Origin of the sequence: Nocardioides koreensis (assembly GCF_039531775.1) — a bacterium.
GTDB lineage: Bacteria > Actinomycetota > Actinomycetes > Propionibacteriales > Nocardioidaceae > Nocardioides > Nocardioides koreensis.
This window is the reverse complement of sequence record NZ_BAAAQR010000021.1, coordinates 1-18,919: the sequence shown is the minus strand read 5'-3', so window position 1 is coordinate 18,919 and position 18,919 is coordinate 1. Positions and strand designations below refer to the sequence as shown.

Sequence of the window (18,919 nt, the reverse complement as noted above, 5' to 3'; positions counted from 1 at the left end):
CTGCGACAACCCGATCCGGTACCCCCGTTCAATCGTTCGTCGCTGCTCCACCGTCAATCGCGCACCAGGCATGGCCGGCAACCTCTTCCAACTCAGTCACGAGTTGCAACTACCGGTTGAAAACACGTCATGGCAGACCTGCAGAGCACCTTCGATCACCCGGTGCTGACGTGCGCCGCGGAGATCGGCGCGGCGCTGGACCTTGTGGCAGCCGTCGACCCGATGTCCTTGCCGACGGCGGCGAAGGCGGAGGCGCTGGTGGAGCTGTCGCGGCTCGCGGACCGGCTGCACGGACTGCACCTGCGGGTGCTGGCCGGGGCCGACGACGTGGCGTTGGACGCGGGCATGAGGTCGGCCGCGTCGTGGCTGGCGCACCAGGTTCGCGGTGCACGCGGACCGATGACCGCCCAGGGTCGGCTGGCCCAGTCGCTGGAGTCCCGGTGGTGTGGGCTCCGGGAGGCGCTGCAGTCGGGTCTGGTCAACGTCGAGCAGACCCGGGTGATCGCGGCGGCGCTGGACGCGCTGCCGACGGACTTGGCCCCGACGATCCTGGCGAAGGCCGAGGCCCACCTGATCGCCGAGGCGGGCCACTTCGGCCCGAAGCGGCTGCGCATCCTCGGCACCAAGGTGCTGGAGACGGTCGCCCCGGACGAGTTCGACGACCAGGAGCGCCGCAAGCTGGAGGACGAGGAACGCCGAGCGCGGCAGACCACGCGGTTGACCATGCGTCGCCGCGGGGACGGGACCACCGACATCCGCATCCGTGTCTCCGACGCGGTGGCCGGACGGCTGAAGACCTACCTCGAGGCGTACGCCTCGCCCCGGCGCGGCCACCTCGTGCCTGACGCGGACCGGGCGGACACGGCCACCGGCCAGCGGGTGCCCTACCCCGTCCTGCTCGGCCAGGCCTTCTGCTCCCTGCTGGAGGCAGTGCCGAGCCGGCGGCTGCCGCACCACGGCGGCGCGTCGACCTCGGTCATCGTGACGATCGACCTCGCTGCCCTGCGCGACCAGGTGGGAGCGGCCGGACTCAACACCGGCGACCGGATCTCGGCGGGCGAGGCGATGCGGCTGGCCTGCAACGCCTCGATCATGCCGCTGGTCCTCGACGGCAAGGGGCAGCCGCTGCACCTCGGCCGTGAGAAGCGACTCTTCGACAAGGCGCAGCGCATCGCGATGGCCGTGCGCGACGGAGAGTGCCGGGCGGACGGCTGCGACATCCCGGCTGCCTGGACCGAGGCCCATCACCTCACACCCTGGAGCGGGGGCGGCAGGACCGACATCGAGGACGGGGTCCTGCTCTGTCCGTGGCACCACCACCGTGCCCACGACCCCGGCTACCTGCTCAGCAGGATGCCCAACGGGGACGTGCGTTTCCGACGGCGGACGTAGGCCGACCGCCGGCCGCGGCGCCTAGCCCAGGCACCGTCCGCGAGGGGACAGAACCCGGGCAGCATCCCTGATTTCGGTGATTGTCCGGTCGAGACGAATCCATGGCCCGAGGCCGGAGGAGCATCGAGAGAGTGCATGTGCGGCCCTCGGCCCGCCGGCTGAGGTGCTGCACCCGACAGCCCAAGGATCGAGGACGACATGAACAAGACGCTGGCCGCGTCCGCGGCCCTGATCTCGGTGACCATGCTCTCGGGTGCCGCCGTGCTGCCCGGCGCGGCCACGGCCAAGAGCACGGTGCACACCACGAAGCTGGTCCTGACCGAGACCGGCTCCCACAATGTCGGCAAGAACAGCTTCGTCGGCACCGACAAGGCGAGGTCGGCCGAGACGGGGAAGTTCGTCGGGTTCGACACCGTCAGCGGCAGCTTCAACCGCAAGACCCACGAGGCGTCAGTGGACGTGGCGCTCGCGGTCAAGGGCGGGCTCATCATCGGCCACGTGTCGCTGAACGAGTCGGATCCCCGGTTCAAGGGGACCATCACCTCCGGCACCGGGGCCTTCGAGGGGATCACCGGGACGATCAGGGGTCGGCAGGTCGGTGACACCGGCAAGACGTTCGTGACCCTCCGCTGGGAGCTGTGACCGCAAGCCGGCGGCCACTTCTCACACCAGGGCGCGCAACGCCTTCCGCACCGTGAGCGGGGCCGGGTTCGTGTGCGCCACGCCGTCGATGACGACGGTCGGCACGGTCTCGTTGCCGCCGTTCACGCTGCGGACGAAGGCCGCGGCCTCGGGGTCCTTCCAGATGTTCACCCAGGCTGCGCGGTCGGCGTACCGACGCACGCTGTTGGTCAGCACCGCGCAGAACGTGCACCCCGGTCGCCAGTAGATCGCCACGCCCCGCTGCGCCTGCTCGATGGCCTTCTCGTGCGGGACGGAGGCGGGGTGGCCGAAGAGGCGGCGACGGAGGTTCACGGTCGCGAAGGCTAGCCGACGGGCCCGCTGGGTAGCCTTGGCCCGCGATGCACTGCGCCTACTACGAGGCCGGCCGATGCCGGTCCTGCACCCTGATCGAGCAGCCCTACTCCCACCAGCTGGCCGGCAAGCAGCGGCAGTGCGAGGAGCTGCTGGCGGGCCACGCGGGGCTGCGGTGGCTGCCGCCGGTGGAGAGCAGGCAGCACGGCTTCCGCAACAAGGCGAAGATGGTCGCCGGCGGCACGGTCGACGAGCCGACCCTGGGCATCCTCGACCATGACGGCCACGGGGTGGACCTGCGCGGCTGCGGGCTGCACACCCCCGGCATCCGGGCGGCACTGCCCACGCTCGCGGACTTCGTCGCCCGCGCCGGGATCACGCCGTACGACGTGCCGGGCCGGCGCGGCGAGCTGAAGTACCTGCTGCTCACCGAGTCGCCGGACGGCGAGCTGATGCTCCGGTTCGTGCTCCGCTCGCAGGAGCCGGTCGCGCGGATCCGCAAGCACCTGCCGGGGCTGCGGGCGGACCTGCCCGACCTCGTCGTGGTCTCGGTCAACCTGCAGCCCGAGCACAAGGCCGTGCTCGAGGGCGACCGCGAGATCCTGCTGACGGAGCCGGAGACGCTGCGGATGCGGGTCAACGACGTCGACCTGCACCTGCGACCACAGAGCTTCTTCCAGACGAACACCGAGATGGCCGCGGCGCTCTACCGGCAGGGCCGGGAGTGGGTCGAGGAGAAGGCACCGGCCGCGGTCTGGGACCTCTACTGCGGGGTCGGCGGCTTCGCCCTGCACTCCGCCGCCCCGGGCCGCGAGGTCGTCGGCATCGAGGCGAGCGCGGAGGCGATCGCCAGCGCCCGGCTCAGTGCGGACGAGGCCGGGCTGGGCGCCGCGCACTTCCACGCCGGCGACGCCACGGCGTACGCACTGACCGCCGAGAGCGCGCCCGACCTGGTCATCGTCAACCCGCCGCGGCGCGGCATCGGCCCCGAGCTCAGCGCCTGGCTGGAGTCCTCCGACGTGCGGGACGTCGTCTACTCCAGCTGCAACGCCCAGTCCCTCGCCAGGGACCTCGCGGCCATGCCCTCGCTGGTGCCGACGCGGGGACGGGTGCTCGACATGTTCCCGAACACCGGGCACTACGAGGTCATGGTGCTGCTCGAGCGCCGGTGAGGTCCGGGTGCGCGGACCTCTGACGGTTGAAGTGCGGCACCGCGGGTAGCCTCCCGGCCAGCCGACCAGGGGGAGCCGTCTCACATGTCCTGCCCGATCCACACCCGTGTCCGTCCTGCGCTCGCGGCGACGCTGACCGCTGCCACCCTGGCCGCTGCCACCCTGCTGGCCGGGTCCGTTCTCGCGGTCAGCCCCGCCGGGGCCGCCGACCCCGAGGTCGAGACCGACTACGGACGGATGATCCTGGTCCTCGACTCGTCCGGGTCGATGGCCGAGCCGGCCGGTGGCGGTGGCTCCACCCGGATCGCCGCGGCCAAGAAGGCGCTCACCACGGTGGTCGACAAGCTGCCCGGCGACTCGAACGTCGGGCTGCGCGTCTACGGCGCCACGGTCTTCGACAAGGACCAGGACGGTGCCTGCACCGACAGCCAGCTGGCCGTCCCGCCCGGCACCGACAACCGCCAGGACCTCCGGGACGCCATCGACGAGGTGAAGCCGTACGGCGAGACCCCGATCGGCTACGCCCTCCGCGAGGCCGCGAAGGACATCGGTGACGAGGGCAAGCGGTCCGTCGTGCTCGTCTCCGACGGCCTCGCGACCTGCGCCCCCGACCCCTGCAAGGTGGCCGCCGAGCTGACCTCGTCCGGCGTCGACCTGCAGATCGACGTCGTGGGCCTGAGCGTCTCCGGCAGCGCGCGGCAGCAGCTGCAGTGCGTCGCCGAGCAGGGCAAGGGCACCTACTACAACGCCGACTCCGCGCTCGAGATCGTGAAGACCCTCACCCGGGTGTCGCAACGGGCGGTGCGTCCGTTCTCGCTGACCGGTACGCCGGTCCAGGGCGCCCGCACCGCGCAGGACGCGCCCACCATCACCGCGGGCCAGTGGACGGACGTGGTCGGTGGCAAGGGCAGCCCGGACGCGGTGCGGCACTACCGCGTCCAGCGCACCCTCCCCGGCTCGACGATCCACGTCACCGCCACCACCCGCGGCACGGTCGGGAAGTGGGACGAGATCGGGGTGACGCTGACCGGCCCGGACGGTTCGGAGTGCGACGCCGAGGACGACTACCGCGACGTCGACCAGTACTCCGTCCTCTCCGCGGAGGTCCTGAGCGGTCGGGACGTCGCGAGCGGCGAGGACGACTGCTGGAAGGGCGACGCCCTGGACATCGCCGTCCAGCGGGGCAACTGGGAGGACACCCGGAGCGCGCCCTTCTCGCTGACGGTGTTCGAGGAACCGCCCGCGACCGGGGTGGACCGGCTGCCGCAGTGGCAGGAGGGCGGCGAGTACGTCGCGCCCTCGGTCTCCGGGAAGGCCCGGAAGCTGGTGGCGGGCACCGGCTTCGCCGACGCCCCGCGGATCGGGACCGGCCGCTACGCCCTCGACATCGTGCCCGGCGAGTCCCAGATCGTCCGGGTGCCGCTGGACTGGGGCCAACAGCTCACCGTCCGGGCGAGGTTCCCCGCCGGCACGCCGGGGGTGGAGGACCTGACCGGTGTCCAGGGCCCGTTCGGGGACGTGCAGCTCTACTCGAGCATGCTCGGGGCGATGTCCGGATACGCCGACGGCACCGACAGCACGTCGATCATGCCCGGCCAGGACGCCGGCGAGCTGACCGCGATGTCCCCCGTGGTGCGCTACCGCAACCGCGAGGCCTACGGCGACGGTCACCCGGTGCTCCCGGGCGACCACTACGTGGTGATCTCGATGAACGCCGACTCCGGCGGAGACACCTGGGTGCAGCCCTACACGCTGGAGGTCGAGGTCCTCGGCGAGCCCGGCGGCGCCCCGGCGTACGACGGGGGCGCCGAGGTGACCCAGCCCCTCGAGGCGCTCGCCGTCGCGGCCGCGCAGGACGAGGCCGCGAGCGACCCGACGGCCGGTGCGGAGCCCGGCGGGGACAGGGCCTCACCGGCGGGGGCCGAGGACGGCGACGGCCTCAGCCCGGGCATCGTCGCGATCGCGGGCCTCGGCCTCGTCGCGCTGCTGCTGGGCCTGGCGGTGGCGCTGCGTCGTCGCCGCACGACCTGAGGCCCACACGACCTGAGCTCAGCGGAGCGGGTCGACCTCCTCGTGGTCGCCGACCGTGGCGGCGAGCAGCCGCAGGTGGTGGTCGCCGTCGCCGAGCAGGTGGTCGAGGGCGGTGAGCCGGCTGGTGTAGCTGCCGATGCTGTACTCCGCGGTCATGCCGATGCCGCCGTGCAGCTGGATCGCCTCCTGGCCGATGTGCCGGCCGGCGCGACTGACCTGCAGGGCGGCCCGGGAGGCGGCCTCGGCCATCTCCTCGGGCCGGCCCGCGGCGAGCACCATCGTGGCCCACAGGGTGACGCTCTTGGCCAGCTCGAGGGAGACGTAGAGGTCCGCCGCCCGGAAGGTCAGCGCCTGGAAGGTGTTCAGGGTGACGCCGAACTGCTTGCGGCTGGTGAGGTACGACGTGGTCGCGTCCAGGGCGACCTCCATCGCGCCGATCGCCTCGTTGCAGGCCATCACCCGGGCGATGTCCAGCACTGCGGCGATCGAGGACGACGCGTCGACCCCGGCCGCGCCGAGCGGCACCGCGGGGGCGTCGTCGAACGCGACCCGGGCGGCCCGGCCGCCGTCGTGGGTGGGGTAGCCGTCACGCGCTACGCCGGTGGCGGACGGGTCGACCAGGAAGAGGCCCGTCCCTCCTTCGGGCAGCGCCGCGCTCACCACCAGCTGGTCGGCGCGGGCGCCGTACGGCACCGGCTCCTTCACGCCGGAGACCGTCCAGCCCTCCCCGGACGACGAGCCGGACGACGAGGCGGTGACGGTCGAGGCGGTGGCTGCCCAGCGCGAGCCCGGCTCGGCGTGCGCGAACGCCAGCACCCGCTCGCCCGCGGAGAGCGCCCCGAGCACCTCACCCCGCTGCTCCTCGGTGCCGGCCGCGGCGACGAGGCCGCCGGCGAGCACCACGCCGGTGAGGTACGGCTCCGGGGCCAGCACCCGGCCCATCTCCTGGGCGACGATGCCGACCTCGATCGGTCCCGCGCCCGACCCGCCGTACTCCTCTCGGAACGGCAGCCCGAGGATGCCCATCTCCGCGAGCCGGCCCCACAGGGTCTCGTCGAACCCGGGGTCCTCGGCGACGGTACGGCGGCGGTTCTCGAAGTCGGCGTACGCCTTGCCGACCAGGCCGCGCACGGCCTCGCGCAGCGCCTGCTGCTCCTCGTCGTAGGTGAAGTCCATGTCAGTCCGCCTCTTCCAGAGTTCCGGTCAGAGCCCGAGGATCGTCTTCGCGATGATCTGCCGCTGGATCTCGTTGGACCCGCCGTAGATCGACGCCTTGCGGAGGTTGAGGTACGCCGGGGTGGCGCGCCTGGCCCACTCCGGGACGTCCGATCCGGCCCCGGCCCCCGAGGCCAGCGACGCCGGTCCGGCGAGGTCCACGACCAGCTCGCTGACGGCCTGCTGCAGCTCGGTGCCCTTGAGCTTGAGCACCGACGAGGCGGGGTGCGGCTTGCCGTCGGCGGAGTGCGCCACCACCCGCAGCGCGGTCAGCTCGAGGGCGAGCAGCTCGTTCTCCAGCTCGGCGAACCGGGCGGCGGTGAGCGGGTCCGCGAGCTGGTCGCCGGCCCACTCCTTGGCCTGCGCGAGCACCCGCTTGGTGGCCCCCACCGGCGCGACGCCGACCCGCTCGTTGCCGAGCAGGAACTTCGCGTAGTCCCAGCCGGCGTTCAGCTCGCCGACGAGGTTCTCGGCCGGGACGCGGACGTCCTCGAACCACACCTCGTTGACCTCGTGGCCGCCGTCGATCAGCTCGATCGGCCGCACCGTGACGCCGGGCGAGGTCATGTCGATGAGCAGGAACGAGATGCCGCGCTGCTTCTTCGCCTCCGGGTCGGTGCGCACCAGGCAGAAGATCCAGTCGCCGTACTGGCCCAGCGTCGTCCACGTCTTCTGCCCGTTGACGACGAGCTCGTCGCCGTCGCGGACCGCGGTCGTCCGCAGCGAGGCGAGGTCGGAGCCGGCGTCCGGCTCGGAGAAGCCCTGCGACCACCAGATGTCGAGGTTCGCGGTCTTCGGCAGGAACCGTTCCTTGAGCTCCTGCGAGCCGAAGGCCGCGATCACCGGGCCGACCATCGAGGCGTTGAACGCCAGCGGCGTCGGGACGCAGGCGCGCTGCATCTCCTCGTGCCAGATGTGGCGGCGAAGCGGTGACCAGTCCTGACCGCCCCACTCGACGGGCCAGTGGGGTACGGCGAGTCCGTGCGCGTTGAGCACCTGCATGCTCTCGACGACCTGCTCCTTGGTCAGCTCGCGACGCTCGGCGACCGCGTCGCGGATCTCCTGGGGGACCTTCGTGGTGAAGAAGGTCCGCATCTCGTCGCGGAAGGCGGCGTCCTCGGGGGACAGCTCCAGCTGCATCGGCGTCTCCTGGGTCGGCGGCGGGCCTGTCGCGGCCCGGCCCTTCGCACCGTACCCGGAGGTCGTGAAGCGGCTACCGACCCGGCTGGACCGTCACCGCCACCGGACCGTGGCGAGCGAGGACTCGATGGCCGCGCGCCGCTTGGCCTTCGAGTTGATGTTGTCGAGCGAGAAGGTGAAGTACACGAGGTCACCCTGGTAGAGGGCGCCGTACTCCTCGAGCGCGGTGTACTTGCCGGACAGGCCCGCCAGGTGGAAGGCGGGGACGCCGTCGATCTCGACGTCCGCCAGCCGGTCGGGTCGCCCGGCCGGCCACGACCTGGTGGTCAGCCGCACGGCCTCGTCGAGGTCCTCGTCGCTGCCCCACGGCGTCTCGCCCAGGGTCACCACGTCGATGCTGCCCCCTCGCGAGCCCCCAGCGGACGTCTCGAACTCCACCATGTCGGGGATGTGGCGGTAGCCCGTCGGGGCGATCATCGTGGCGTGCTCGGCCTCCAGCAGGGGGCCGGTGGCCGGCTCCACCGTGGAGGTGCTCGACGGAGTCTCGCCGGCCGAGTCGCTGGAGGACTGGCTGGGGGAGGTGCTGCCGGAGCCCGTCGGAGCGGCGGGTCCTTCGCTGGCATCGCTGCCGCCGCCGCAGCCGCTCAGCAGCAGCGCGAGGGCCAGTCCGCCACCGACCGCCGTACCCGTCAACCTGTTCACCCGAGACTCCTCCTACGCTCTGGTCTGCAGTTCCCGTGGCCATCATCGTCGAAACGTTTCGTCCCGTGACGCGTCGGGTAGACGCTCGTTGGTCACCTGCAAGCACTCGGGTAGGGGGAGGAGACCGCAGTGGTCACCATCGCGGACGTGGGCTCGACGCTCAGCGACCTGTCGGTCGATCCGGACGTCATCGGCCAGATCATGGAGATGCTCGACGCGGGGTCCTCGGCCCTCGGCGAGACCAGGCTGGCGGACGTCCCGCAGCACGCGTTCGGGCCGGCGCCCTCGGCGGTGGAGCTGGGCGTCAACACCACCAAGGCACACGCCAAGGTCGCGGCGGCCATGGTCGAGATGGTCAAGGGCCTGCACGGCTTCAGCGACAACCTCAAGAAGTTCCGCGACTCCGCGCTGGCCGCGGACGAGATGAGCGCGGAGCAGCTCCAGGGCCTGCAGCAGGCCGCCAGCTGCGTGGCGACCCCCAGCATCGCCGAGTCGGGCTCGTGCACCCTGCCCGGGGAGGGCTCCTGACATGGCGAAGGGACCCGAGGAGACCAGGCTCGACTCCTGGCTCGACGGCAGTCACGAGGGCGCGGTCCAGAACGGCGGCTATGCCTGGAGCCAGGCCGCCGCCCTGCTGGCGCACGTGAGGACCAGCATCGAGCACGCCGCCGCGCAGGCCGCCGTCCTGGGCGGGGAGACCGGCCCCGCCGCGGCCCACGCGTTCAACCGTTCGGCCGCGGCCATGGGCAAGAAGTCCGACGAGCTCCGCGCGGGCGGTGACGCCCTCATGCTGACGGCCCGCGCCGTGACGTCCGCCCGCCAGCAGCGCCGCGAGATGGGTCCGCCGCCGAACGAGCCCGTGGCTCCCGAGCCGCCGGCCCCGGGCGCGCCGCCCACCGACAAGGACCTCGAGAAGCAGGCGGCGTACCGCAGCAGCGTCGCCACCTACCAGCACGACCAGCAGCAGCGTGAGGCCCGGTCGAAGGCGATCACGACCGACATGGACGTGCAGTACCGCTCGGCGACCGAGACGATGAAGAAGATCCACGGGGAGCCGGACCCGGTCCACAAGACCTCGACGACGGACGGCTCCGGTGGTGGCTCGGGCTCGACCGGCGGCTCCGGCGGGCAGGGCCGGACCACGGCCCCCACGTCGTACGACGGGTCGAGCTCGTCGAGCGGGTCCCCCAGCCACTCGCCCGGGCTGGTCACCAGCGGACCGGGCCATGCGCCGGCGAGCGGCACGACCGCCCCGCCGGCGACCCACGGGTCGACCACGGCCTCCCCGGGCGGCAACGCCCAGAGCTCGTGGTCGGGGCCCACGCCGGGCGCCGGCGTGCCCGGCGCGCTGTCGACCGGCGCGTCCGGGACGACGGCGCCGGCGAGCTCGGTGGGAGCCGGAGCCGGGATCACCGGCGGTGCCGGTCTCATGGGTGGCCTCGCGGCCGGCGGCCTCGGCGGCAACCTCTCCGGCGTGCGCGGCGCGATCACGCCCGTCTCCTCGTCCTCGGCGGCGGGCGTCCGCCCGATCGGCTCCGCCGCCAGGTCCGGGGTCTCCGGGACGCTCGGCCGCGGCGCCACGACGGCCGGCACCGGCGGCACCGGCAGCTCCGGCGGCGGCTCCGGCCGCTCGGCTGGTCGCTCCGACGGTCGGCCCGGGAGCGGCAGCCGCGGGACCGCCGGCGGCCGGGGTGCGTCGACGGGCGCCACCGGGCGCGGCGGCGACCGCAGCCGTGACCGCTCCAAGAAGTCCGAGCGCGATCACTTCGACGAGGAGTGGGAGCTCGAGGACGAGGACATCGCTCCTCCCGTGCTCGACTGAAGGCCTGCGCCGCCTGCGGTCACACCTCGAGTGCCCGCAGCTCCAGGCCACCCGCACCGCGGAGCGCGTCCACCTCGCGCCGGGCGCGCGAGCGCACGCTCGCGGCGCGTGCCGAGGCGCTCGCCGGGACGGAGCGCATCTGGTGGGGATCCTTGCGCAGGTCGTAGAGCTCGGCGGCGTCGTGCGCGTAGTAGTCGATGTAGGCGAGATTGCCCTCGCGGAGCTGGGCCCACCCCTGCTTGGGGTTCTCCGAGAGCAGCCTGCGACGCCAGTCGCTCCAGTCACCGCTGCGCAGGTTCGCCAGCATCGACCGGCCGTCCAGGGCACGGCCGGCGTCCGGGTCCAGGCCGGCGATCGCGAGGGTCGTCGGCATCAGGTCCACTTGGCTCACCAGCGCCCGGGGCGCGCCCGTGGCGAAGCCGGGGCCGCGCACCACGAACGGGATGCCCGTCGACTCCTCGTAGGGCTGCTTCTTCTGGAAGAGCCGGTGCTCGCCGAGCAGGTAGCCGTTGTCGGAGACCATGATGATCACGGTGTCCTCCAGCTGGCCGGTGTCGGCCAGGGTGACCATGAGCTCGCGGACCTCGTCGTCGACGTCGCGGAGCTCCTCGAGCTTGCCCTCCCAGATCCGGCGCATCTTGTGGTGCTCCTGCTCGGGGTCGGAGCGCAGGAAGGGGGCCTTGTCGCCGAGGTTCCGCTCGTTGAACGCCGGCGGGTCCCAGGTGACGCCGTCGAAGTCGTGGACGTGCTCCGCGCTGGGGGTGTACGGGTCGTGCGGCGCGGTGGGCGCGAACACGGCGAACCAGGGGTGGCCGGCATTGTCGACGATGAACTCGCTGCAGTGGTCGGCCGAGAACTGGTCGGGAACGTCCCCGTCGGGGTCGAGCCGGTGGTCCGTGCCGTCGACGTTGAGCTGCGAGTCGGAGTCGGTCAGCGTGACCCAGCGGTCCCAGCCCGGCGCGACGTACGCCGGGTCCTGGGCCTGGCCGTTCATGTACTTGCCGAAGTAGCCGTTGACGTACCCCGCCGCGGACAGCCGGGTGGCCACCGTGTCCTGGTCGAGTCCCTTGTGCACGAAGGCCCGGTGGGTCTTGTTGGTGTCGCAGCCGTGGTTGTGCAGGTACATCCCGGTCAGCATCGAGGCCCGGGCCGGGCCGCACCAGGGGACCGCGACGTAGCCGTTGGTGAAGTTGACGCCCTGCCCGACGAGCTGGTCCATCGTGTACGGCATCGTCTCGAGGGTCCGGCGGGTGGCGTCGTCGGTGATGATCCACAGGACGTTCAGGCGGCTGTCGCGGCCCTTCCGTTGCGCCTCGCGTCGCCGCGCGGCCCGCCGGCGCTCCGCCTCGCTCGCTCCGGCCCCGCTGCTGCACGCCGCGGTGAGACCCGCGCCGAGCGCGCCGCCGGCCCCGAGGAGGAGCCTCCTCCTCGTGACGAGACCGGGTGGGACGGGACTGGCGGGCACCTGGATCGGACCTCCTGGGGGTCGGGCCGAATCGTGTCGGTGGGGCGTCGGGACCTCCGCCGAGTCTGCACGGGCACCCAAGCCGCGCGCCGTCGTCACCCGGCGCCCAGCGCGGTCCGGTCCATGACTCCTCCTCAGGCCAGGGGGCGGCGGCTGGGCACAGCCTAGGCATCGGGAGCGACCCCGGCTTGCGGTCGCCCGCGGGCGGCGGCAAGGTTGTCACGATGACACCCCCGGTCGATGACTACTGCGAGCTGTGTGACCTCCCGCTGAGCCAGTGCGTGCACGGGCAGCCCCCGCCGCCACCGCCGGAGAAGAAGGCACCGGCGAAGAAGGCCGCACCCCGCGTGTCGCGGGCCAAGGCCGCCGGGACGAGCGTGACCAGCGCGCCGCCACGGCGTACGCCCCAGCGGGAGTTCCGCCCGCACATCCTGGCGACGCTCCAGGACAACGGCGGCCGCGCCGAGGTCGAGGACGTGATGGCCGAGCTGGCGCGGCGGATGGAGCCGGTGCTGCGACCGGCCGACCACGAGACCGTGAACCAGGGCGAGCTGCGCTGGCGGTACGCCGCCCGGCTGGAGCGCAAGGCGATGCTCGACGACGGCCTGATCATGCCGCCGCGCCAGCCCGGTGTCTGGGAGCTCACCGAGCTGGGACGCGCCACCACCGAGTAGGGACGCCCGCGTCCTCAGCCGCGGGGCGCGCCGCGCGCCAGCCTGACCAGCCCGGTCACGATGCCGATGGCGCTGCCGATCAGGGCCACGGCGAGCAGGACGCGCAGGACCAGCCCCCAGCCTGACGAGTCGCTGTCGACGTCGAAGGGGAAGACCTGCCAGATCCGCACCAGCGCGACGATCCCCACCGAGGTCGTCACCACGTCGCCGAGCGCACGCACCCGGGGCGGGTCGGCCACGAAGTAGAGCACGTTGGCCACGAGGTTGGTGAGGATCGAGGCGTTGACCCAGTCCATGACCTGCGCGGTGTCACCGGTCAGGAACGGGATCTCCTCCCACCCCGGCCACCGGTTGGCGCCGTAGAGCACGGCGGCGTTGACCAGGACGGCGATCGCGTAGCCCACGCGCCGCGCCGACCGGCTGCGGCGGACGGGCGCGGCGGTGCGTGTCATCGGGATCGGTCCTCCGTCGTGGTCGACTCAGGCTAGGTGGCCGGCAGGGTCGGGCTCAGGGGCGAAGGTCACGCCGTCTCCCGAGCGGTGCCGTCGTCCGTCAGGGTCGTGTGTCAGGCTCGACGCGTGGACGAGCGCAACGTGCTGGGCGGCCCTCTCGAGGCCTGCGGGACCGACCCGGTGACGGGCTTCCACCGCGACGGCTCGTGCCGGTGCGGCAACGAGGACCCAGGGCTGCACGCGGTCTGCGCGGTGATGACCACCGAGTTCCTCGAGCACCAGCGCTCGGTCGGCAACGACCTGTCGACACCGCGGCCGGAGTGGCGGTTCCCCGGCCTGGTGCCGGGCGACCGGTGGTGCGTGGTGGCGTCTCGCTGGCTGCAGGCGTACGACGCCGGGGCCGCCGCCCCGGTCGTGCTCGCCTCCACCAGCGAACGCGCACTCGAGGTCATCCCGATCGACCTGCTGGAGGAGCACTCCGTCGACGTGCCGGGTGACGCCAGCTCGCTGGCCTGACTGGCCCGGCGCGAAAACGGGTGTCCGCCGCGGGCGGTCGTGGGCGAGGCTGCCCCCATGACGAGCAGTGACATCTGGGACGCCGAGACGGCGCAGCGGTACGACGAGTCCTCGGCCTTCATGTTCGCGCCGGAGGTGCTGGAGCCCGCGGTCGACCTCCTGGCGGAGCTGGCGGGCGACGGCCCCGCCCTCGAGCTCGCGATCGGGACCGGGCGGGTGGCCATCCCGCTGGCCGAGCGTGGCGTCCCGGTGAGCGGCATCGAGCTCTCGCAGCCGATGGTCGACCAGCTCCACCGGAAGCGGGCGGACATCCCGGTCGTCGTCGGCGACATGGCGACCAGCTCGATGCCGGGGCCGTACTCGCTCGTCTACCTGGTGTGGAACAGCCTCGGCAACCTGCGCACCCAGGACGAGCAGGTCGCCTGCTTCCGCAACGCGGCGCGCCACCTCGCGCCGGGCGGACGGTTCGTCATCGAGCTGTGGATCCCCGGCATCCGGCGCTTTCCGCCGGGTCAGGCCGCGGTGCCCTTCCACGTCGGGCAGCACCACGTCGGCTTCGACACCTACGACATGACCACCCAGCAGGGCACGTCCCACCACTACCGGCGACACGATGACGGGACCGTGACCTACGGCGCCAGCAACTTCCGCTACGTCTGGCCGGCCGAGTGCGACCTGATGGCACGGCTCGCCGGGATGGAGCTCGAGCGCCGGGTCGCCGACTGGAACGGCACGCCCTTCACCCACGACAGCGAGAGCCACGTGTCGGTCTGGCGCATGCCGGTCTGACGCTGCGGTCAGACGAGGACCCGGATCTCCTGCCCGAGCCGGCCCCGGGACAGCACCAGGTCGTCGCCCGACCAGAACATCCCAGGGTCGTAGTAGTTCGTGGGCAGCCGGTCGTCGAGCAGCCCCATCGCGGAGTACGTCGCGGCGACCACCTCGGCGCAGTAGGTCACCTCGGCGGCGGCCTTGCGGCGTACCCGCCCCCGGGCCCACCGGCCGACCAGCGCCGCGGTGGGCGGGAACGGCGTCCCGTCCAGGCGGGCGACGGTCCGGAGCGCCGCTCCCTCCATCTCGGGGGTGACCTCGGTGTGGAGCTGGCGCAGCCAGGTCCGCTGCTCGTAGCGACCGGTCCACTGCTCGACGGCCTCGCGCAGGTCGTGCAGCTGGACGCCCCGGTGGTGCGAACCGGTCCACACGTCGAGCAGCCCCTTGCCGAGCTCGGCGTGCCACATCAGCGGCGGCATGTCGTCGAGCACGACCGCCATGCCGACGTGGTTGACCGGCGCGTTGGTGAGCACCCGGATAGCGTGGTCGGCAGCCGAGCGGCCGCGGAACAGCCACAGGTCTCCGGTGCGGGTGAGGTCGACGGCCTCGTCCAGGGTCAGGTCGGTCATGTCAGCTCGGTCATCGAGGGGAGTCCGTTCGTGAAGCTGTGGAGGGTGCTCGGGGTCGCGGGTCTGGCCGGGGTCGCGGCCACGGGGGTCATCATCGCCCGCGACCAGCGTCGGCGGGCGCAGATGACACCCGACCAGGTGCGAGACCGGCTGCACCAGCGGCTCGACGAGATCCAGCAGGACTCCGGGGAGGGCCCCGGCCCGCAGGACCAACGCTAGGACCCGTCAGGTCCCGCGTGCGGGCTCAGTGGTCGTGCCCGTGGCCCTTCCCGTGCTTCTCCGGCTTGTCGTGCTCGTCCTTCTTCTCCTTGCCCGGGGGCGCCGGCGGCGGGGCCGGGGTGCTCTCGAGCTCGTCGGGGTCGCTCTCCTCGGTCGGCGTCGGGCTCTGGCGGGGCGTCGTCGCCGCGGGGCCCTGGCCGGGCAGCGCGTGCCGCAGCGTCTCGGCCGCACCGAGGATCTCCTCGGCGCGGGACCGGTCGAGGTCACCGTCGCGGCGCGCGTCCTGGACCGTGTGCTCGAGCGCCTCCACCGCCGTGCGTGCGGTGTCGTAGTCGTGGCTCGCGACCGCCGCGTCGACCGCGTCGAGCCGGGCGCCGAGCTGGGGCACCCGGTCGTCGGTCGCGTCGTCGCCGCAGCCGCCGGCCAGCACCAGCACGGCGACGACGCCGGCGACCCAGCGGGCCCGGGCGATCACTGCTGACCTCCGTCCACGGCGTCGTGCAGGTCCTGCAGCGGCTGCTGGAGCCGCGACGGGGTGTTCGCTGGTACGCCGTCGCCGGCCGGTCCCGAGCTGCCGCCGGCGGCGAGGCCGACGACCAGGATCAGCACGAGGATCGCCGCCACCGCGCCGATCACGCCCCACAGGTGCGTCGGCACGCTCGCGAGGGCTGTCCGGGTCTCCGCGACCCAGTCCCGCCGCTCGCCGCGCCGGGCCGGGGCGGTGCGGGGGACGGGCTGCGAGAGCAGCCTGGTGGAGTCCGGATCGGTCGGGAGGGCGGAGGGCGCCGTCCCGCCGGCCAGCCGCTCCAGCTCGGCGGCCACCGCACGCGCCGCGGGCCGCTCCGCGGGGGCCAGGGCGGTCATCGCGGTCAGCAGGTGCCGCCAGTCCGCGGACAGCGAGGCCGGTACGTCGGGCTGGCGCTGCAGGCGGGCGAGCGCCGACTCGGTGGGGGAGCCGGGGTAGGCCCGCTCGCCGGTCAGCGCCTCGAGCAGGACCAGGCCGAGCGAGTAGACGTCGACGGCGGGAGTGATCTCCCCGCCCTGCACCTGCTCGGGGGCGAGGTACGCCGCGGTGCCGATCGCGTGGCCGGTGCGGGTGTGCCGCACGGTGTCGCCGATGAGCCTGGCGATGCCGAAGTCCGCGAGCTTCACCCGGTCCTCGGCGTCGAGCAGCACGTTGCCGGGCTTCACGTCGCGGTGCACGACCCGCTCGTCGTGGGCGTAGGCCAGGGCTGCGGCCAGCTGGGCACCGATCCTGGCGACCCGGTCGGGATCGAGCGCCTCGCCCGAGCAGCAGGCGGCGAGGGTCTGCCCCTCGACCAGCTCCATCACCAGGTACGGCCGCTCCGAGGTGATCCCGGCGTCGAGCACCATCACCAGGCTCGGGTGGCTCAGGCGCGCCAGGGTCCGGGCCTCGCCGGTGAACCGGAGCCGGTCGGACTCGTCGTCGGCGGTGTCGCGCAGGACCTTGACGGCCACCGCGCGGTGCAGGACCTGGTCGGTGGCGCGGTACACCTCGGCCATCCCGCCGCGACCGATGACCTCCTCGAGGTCGTACCGCTCGGCCAGCGCGATCGGCTCGCTCGTCACATCCACTCCTGTTCTCGGGCTCGACCGGTGCCGTGGTCGTTCCAGCGCGCGCCGGTCCTCGCGTCCGCGCCAGAACCCGTGCCCGCCCCCGCCGGGTCTCAATCCTCGGGACGTGGTCGGGAAAAGTGGTCTGCACCACGGTTGAGATCGCCACGACGGGGCACGACTCCACCATGTCGATCCTCGCCAGCGCGCGCCAGGCCGGCCCGTCCGCACTGATCTCCACGGTCTCCCGCAGCGTCGGCCTCGGCCCGGTCCAGCCGTGGTTGCCCGCCGGGGAGACCCTCGGAGCGCGGCTGTTCCGGCACGGGCTGGAGCCCGGCACGGGCGTCGAGTGGATCGACGAGACCGGGGTGGGCGACGCGCAGGTGCGCCTGTCGTACGCCGCCACCCTCACCGGCAACGCGGTGGCGGTGACCAGCTTGGCGCTGCGGCTGGACAACCCGGACGGCTCGGTGGGCGACCTGTTCCTCCGGGCCCCGGCCCGCGGCTCCCGGCGTACGGCCCGTGAGCGGATGCTGGTCGCGGCGACGCCGTACCTCGTGGCCGGTGGCCGGCTGCTCTCGCTCGGGGCCCGCCAGTGCGGTGCCGAGACGTTCGAGCTGTGCTGTGCCCGCGGCGACGGTGAGTGGCGGGGCTTCGCCGACCTGCGGATCTCGCCCCGGCCACACGGAGGCCGTCCGCTGCACCCGGACCCGCTGGCCAACGTGCTGCCCGGCCTCGAGGCCGGCATCCCGGCGCCGCGCGCCGGCTGAGACCACCCTCGCCGCGAGTGCGGCCCTGCGGGGCTGATCGGGTGCCACGCAAGTACCGTGGCGGTACTGTCCCGATCCGAGTCGGGCCTGGCTGTGAGGGGACGTGAGCGTGGCGCGCAGGACGCGTGAGGAGCACCCGCGGGACGTCCCGTTCCGCTCGGTGCGGTCCCTGCGCTTCTGGCTGATCGCGGCCGCGGTCCTGGCGCTGCTGGCCGTGGGCAACGGTGCGGCCGCGACGGTCGTGACCCGGGGTCAGGTGCACGACTCGACGACGGTGCTCAACGACCACCTGCGCCCCGCGCAGACCGCCGCCCAGCGGCTGCTCACGGCGTACGTCGACGAGGAGACCGGGCAGCGCGGCTTCGTCCTCACCGGCAAGGACTCCTTCCTCGAGCCCTACCGCGTCGGGGTACGCCGGGCCGCGAAGCTGGAGGCGCAGCTCGCGGACCTGTTGCGCGGCCGGCGCGGCGCGCTGACGCTCCTGGCCGACGTGAAGGCCGCGGCGGTCGCCTGGCGCACCAACGTCGAGGCCGAGGTGGCCACGGTGCGCGCGCGGGGCCCCGAGGCGGTCCGCAACGAGGCCCGCCAGCGCAAGGACAAGGTCGTCTTCGACGCGCTGCGGGAGCGGCTCGACGCCCTCCAGGTCGAGATGGAGAAGCTCGTGGGCGACGAGGTGGCGCGGCTGGGCGCGGCACAGCGCAACGTCGAGCTCGCGATGATGGTGGCGGTGGCCCTCGCCCTGCTCGCCCTGGCCGCGACCGTGACGTTGCTGCACTTCTCGCTCACCCGGCCGCTGGGACGGCTGATGGGCCAGCTCGAGGCGGTCTCTTCCGGTGAGTACGACCGGCGCATCGACGCCTCCGGGCCCGAGGAGGTGCGGCTGATGGCCGAGGCGGCCGAGAAGATGCGGATGAGCGTCGTGGACCGGTCTGCCGAGCTGGTCGCCGCGCAGCACGAGCTGAGCGTGCACACCGAGCGCCAGCGCGTCGCCGCGGACCTGCACGACACCACGATCCAGCGGCTCTTCGGGCTCGGGCTGAAGCTCAGCGCGCTCGCCTCCCAGCGCGCCGAGCTGGCCGGCACCCTCAACTCGCTCATCGACGAGGCCGACGGGATCATCCGGGAGCTGCGGCAGATGATCTTCGAGATGAACGAGGACGCGATCCGGGCGAACGCCGCCGCCAGGGACGAGGGCACGGACCAGACGGGCCGGACGGACCTGGCGAGCCAGGAGCTGCCGGCCTCGGACGGGACGGCGCCCTCACGCAGCAAGCCCTAGGTGTACTGACCACGGACGTTAGGTACGGCGTGCCTGCTGGACGATGACGAAGGCCTCCGGGTGAGGTGTGGAGCAACCACGCACCCACACCTGAATCACCACGGAGGTCTTCGTGTCCCA

Annotated in this window: 21 protein-coding genes; 12 read left to right on the top strand and 9 right to left on the bottom strand. The window is 73.0% G+C overall.

Going from position 1 to position 18,919, the window contains the following annotated elements; all coding sequences use genetic code 11:
- Positions 1-129: 129 nt before the first annotated feature.
- Both ABD268_RS22690 and ABD268_RS22685 read left to right on the top strand, forming a co-directional pair.
- The gene (locus ABD268_RS22690; protein ID WP_344158230.1) at positions 130-1,392 is read left to right on the top strand and encodes an HNH endonuclease signature motif containing protein; all 1,263 of its coding nucleotides are present in this window, start codon (positions 130-132) and stop codon (positions 1,390-1,392) included.
- A 198-nt stretch (positions 1,393-1,590) separates the two neighbouring features.
- Positions 1,591-2,034, top strand: a complete 444-nt coding sequence (locus tag ABD268_RS22685; protein WP_344158228.1) for a hypothetical protein — start codon at positions 1,591-1,593, stop codon at positions 2,032-2,034.
- Between the two features lie 21 nt (positions 2,035-2,055).
- On the opposite strand, the gene ABD268_RS22680 is transcribed toward ABD268_RS22685, so the two are convergent.
- On the bottom strand, positions 2,056-2,367 hold the full coding sequence (locus ABD268_RS22680; protein WP_344158225.1) for a glutaredoxin domain-containing protein: 312 nt from the start codon (positions 2,365-2,367) through the stop codon (positions 2,056-2,058).
- 47 nt (positions 2,368-2,414) lie between these two features.
- On the opposite strand from ABD268_RS22680, the gene rlmC reads away from it, so the two are divergent.
- Positions 2,415-3,539: a 23S rRNA (uracil(747)-C(5))-methyltransferase RlmC gene (rlmC, locus tag ABD268_RS22675; RefSeq protein WP_344158222.1), complete on the top strand. Its 1,125-nt coding sequence runs from the start codon at positions 2,415-2,417 to the stop codon at positions 3,537-3,539.
- A gap of 84 nt (positions 3,540-3,623) precedes the next feature.
- Positions 3,624-5,570, top strand: coding sequence for a vWA domain-containing protein (locus tag ABD268_RS22670; protein WP_344158219.1), 1,947 nt, complete (start codon positions 3,624-3,626; stop codon positions 5,568-5,570).
- A gap of 18 nt (positions 5,571-5,588) precedes the next feature.
- On the opposite strand, the gene ABD268_RS22665 is transcribed toward ABD268_RS22670, so the two are convergent.
- From ABD268_RS22665 to ABD268_RS22655, 3 genes are all read right to left on the bottom strand, one after another.
- Positions 5,589-6,746, bottom strand: coding sequence for an acyl-CoA dehydrogenase family protein (locus ABD268_RS22665; protein ID WP_344158216.1), 1,158 nt, complete (start codon positions 6,744-6,746; stop codon positions 5,589-5,591).
- A gap of 27 nt (positions 6,747-6,773) precedes the next feature.
- Positions 6,774-7,925 carry an acyl-CoA dehydrogenase family protein gene (locus tag ABD268_RS22660; protein ID WP_344158213.1) on the bottom strand — a complete coding sequence of 384 codons (1,152 nt, stop codon included), beginning with the start codon at positions 7,923-7,925 and terminating at the stop codon, positions 6,774-6,776.
- 93 nt (positions 7,926-8,018) lie between these two features.
- Positions 8,019-8,627: a hypothetical protein gene (locus tag ABD268_RS22655; protein WP_344158210.1), complete on the bottom strand. Its 609-nt coding sequence runs from the start codon at positions 8,625-8,627 to the stop codon at positions 8,019-8,021.
- Between the two features lie 129 nt (positions 8,628-8,756).
- On the opposite strand from ABD268_RS22655, the gene ABD268_RS22650 reads away from it, so the two are divergent.
- Both ABD268_RS22650 and ABD268_RS22645 read left to right on the top strand, forming a co-directional pair.
- Entirely contained in the window at positions 8,757-9,155 is a 399-nt protein-coding gene (locus ABD268_RS22650) for a hypothetical protein (RefSeq protein WP_344158207.1), read from the top strand.
- Position 9,156: 1 nt separating this feature from the next.
- Positions 9,157-10,449: a hypothetical protein gene (locus ABD268_RS22645; protein ID WP_344158204.1), complete on the top strand. Its 1,293-nt coding sequence runs from the start codon at positions 9,157-9,159 to the stop codon at positions 10,447-10,449.
- A gap of 19 nt (positions 10,450-10,468) precedes the next feature.
- Here ABD268_RS22645 and ABD268_RS22640 read toward each other — a convergent pair whose 3' ends face one another.
- Entirely contained in the window at positions 10,469-11,914 is a 1,446-nt protein-coding gene (locus tag ABD268_RS22640) for a sulfatase-like hydrolase/transferase (protein WP_344158201.1), read from the bottom strand.
- Positions 11,915-12,138: 224 nt separating this feature from the next.
- Between ABD268_RS22640 and ABD268_RS22635 the strand changes: the two genes are divergently transcribed.
- Positions 12,139-12,588 (top strand): hypothetical protein, encoded by a 450-nt coding sequence (locus tag ABD268_RS22635; protein ID WP_344158198.1) that lies wholly within the window; start codon positions 12,139-12,141, stop codon positions 12,586-12,588.
- Positions 12,589-12,602: 14 nt separating this feature from the next.
- Here ABD268_RS22635 and ABD268_RS22630 read toward each other — a convergent pair whose 3' ends face one another.
- Positions 12,603-13,040 (bottom strand): hypothetical protein, encoded by a 438-nt coding sequence (locus ABD268_RS22630; protein ID WP_344158195.1) that lies wholly within the window; start codon positions 13,038-13,040, stop codon positions 12,603-12,605.
- Between the two features lie 126 nt (positions 13,041-13,166).
- Between ABD268_RS22630 and ABD268_RS22625 the strand changes: the two genes are divergently transcribed.
- Positions 13,167-13,556, top strand: a complete 390-nt coding sequence (locus ABD268_RS22625; protein WP_344158192.1) for a DUF2237 family protein — start codon at positions 13,167-13,169, stop codon at positions 13,554-13,556.
- Between the two features lie 57 nt (positions 13,557-13,613).
- Positions 13,614-14,345 carry a class I SAM-dependent DNA methyltransferase gene (locus ABD268_RS22620; protein WP_344158189.1) on the top strand — a complete coding sequence of 244 codons (732 nt, stop codon included), beginning with the start codon at positions 13,614-13,616 and terminating at the stop codon, positions 14,343-14,345.
- 8 nt (positions 14,346-14,353) lie between these two features.
- On the opposite strand, the gene ABD268_RS22615 is transcribed toward ABD268_RS22620, so the two are convergent.
- Positions 14,354-14,956 carry a C40 family peptidase gene (locus tag ABD268_RS22615; RefSeq protein ID WP_344158186.1) on the bottom strand — a complete coding sequence of 201 codons (603 nt, stop codon included), beginning with the start codon at positions 14,954-14,956 and terminating at the stop codon, positions 14,354-14,356.
- Positions 14,957-14,986: 30 nt separating this feature from the next.
- Here ABD268_RS22615 and ABD268_RS22610 point away from each other — a divergent pair, with 30 nt between their 5' ends.
- On the top strand, positions 14,987-15,175 hold the full coding sequence (locus ABD268_RS22610) for a hypothetical protein (protein ID WP_344158183.1): 189 nt from the start codon (positions 14,987-14,989) through the stop codon (positions 15,173-15,175).
- Between the two features lie 25 nt (positions 15,176-15,200).
- Here ABD268_RS22610 and ABD268_RS22605 read toward each other — a convergent pair whose 3' ends face one another.
- Both ABD268_RS22605 and ABD268_RS22600 read right to left on the bottom strand, forming a co-directional pair.
- On the bottom strand, positions 15,201-15,650 hold the full coding sequence (locus ABD268_RS22605) for a hypothetical protein (protein WP_344158180.1): 450 nt from the start codon (positions 15,648-15,650) through the stop codon (positions 15,201-15,203).
- Complete coding sequence (locus ABD268_RS22600) at positions 15,647-16,765, bottom strand: serine/threonine-protein kinase (RefSeq protein ID WP_344158177.1); 1,119 nt, start codon at positions 16,763-16,765, stop codon at positions 15,647-15,649. The genes ABD268_RS22605 and ABD268_RS22600 overlap by 4 nt, the downstream gene beginning before the upstream one ends.
- Positions 16,766-16,938: 173 nt before the next feature.
- On the opposite strand from ABD268_RS22600, the gene ABD268_RS22595 reads away from it, so the two are divergent.
- On the top strand, positions 16,939-17,520 hold the full coding sequence (locus ABD268_RS22595) for a hypothetical protein (protein ID WP_344158174.1): 582 nt from the start codon (positions 16,939-16,941) through the stop codon (positions 17,518-17,520).
- Positions 17,521-17,629: 109 nt separating this feature from the next.
- Positions 17,630-18,799, top strand: a complete 1,170-nt coding sequence (locus tag ABD268_RS22590; RefSeq protein ID WP_344158171.1) for a CHASE3 domain-containing protein — start codon at positions 17,630-17,632, stop codon at positions 18,797-18,799.
- The last annotated feature ends 120 nt before the right edge of the window (positions 18,800-18,919 follow it).

Excerpts from the sequence above, each read along its gene's own strand:
- ABD268_RS22670 (WP_344158219.1), top strand. The coding sequence starts at position 3,624 with ATGTCCTGCCCGATCCACACCCGTGTCCGTCCTGCGCTCGCGGCGACG.
- ABD268_RS22660 (WP_344158213.1), bottom strand. The coding sequence starts at position 7,925 with ATGCAGCTGGAGCTGTCCCCCGAGGACGCCGCCTTCCGCGACGAGATG.
- ABD268_RS22685 (WP_344158228.1), top strand. The coding sequence starts at position 1,591 with ATGAACAAGACGCTGGCCGCGTCCGCGGCCCTGATCTCGGTGACCATG.
- ABD268_RS22665 (WP_344158216.1), bottom strand. The coding sequence starts at position 6,746 with ATGGACTTCACCTACGACGAGGAGCAGCAGGCGCTGCGCGAGGCCGTG.
- ABD268_RS22595 (WP_344158174.1), top strand. The coding sequence starts at position 16,939 with ATGTCGATCCTCGCCAGCGCGCGCCAGGCCGGCCCGTCCGCACTGATC.
- ABD268_RS22615 (WP_344158186.1), bottom strand. The coding sequence starts at position 14,956 with ATGACCGACCTGACCCTGGACGAGGCCGTCGACCTCACCCGCACCGGA.
- ABD268_RS22620 (WP_344158189.1), top strand. The coding sequence starts at position 13,614 with ATGACGAGCAGTGACATCTGGGACGCCGAGACGGCGCAGCGGTACGAC.
- ABD268_RS22690 (WP_344158230.1), top strand. The coding sequence starts at position 130 with ATGGCAGACCTGCAGAGCACCTTCGATCACCCGGTGCTGACGTGCGCC.
- rlmC (WP_344158222.1), top strand. The coding sequence starts at position 2,415 with ATGCACTGCGCCTACTACGAGGCCGGCCGATGCCGGTCCTGCACCCTG.
- ABD268_RS22635 (WP_344158198.1), top strand. The coding sequence starts at position 12,139 with ATGACACCCCCGGTCGATGACTACTGCGAGCTGTGTGACCTCCCGCTG.
- ABD268_RS22645 (WP_344158204.1), top strand. The coding sequence starts at position 9,157 with ATGGCGAAGGGACCCGAGGAGACCAGGCTCGACTCCTGGCTCGACGGC.
- ABD268_RS22630 (WP_344158195.1), bottom strand. The coding sequence starts at position 13,040 with ATGACACGCACCGCCGCGCCCGTCCGCCGCAGCCGGTCGGCGCGGCGC.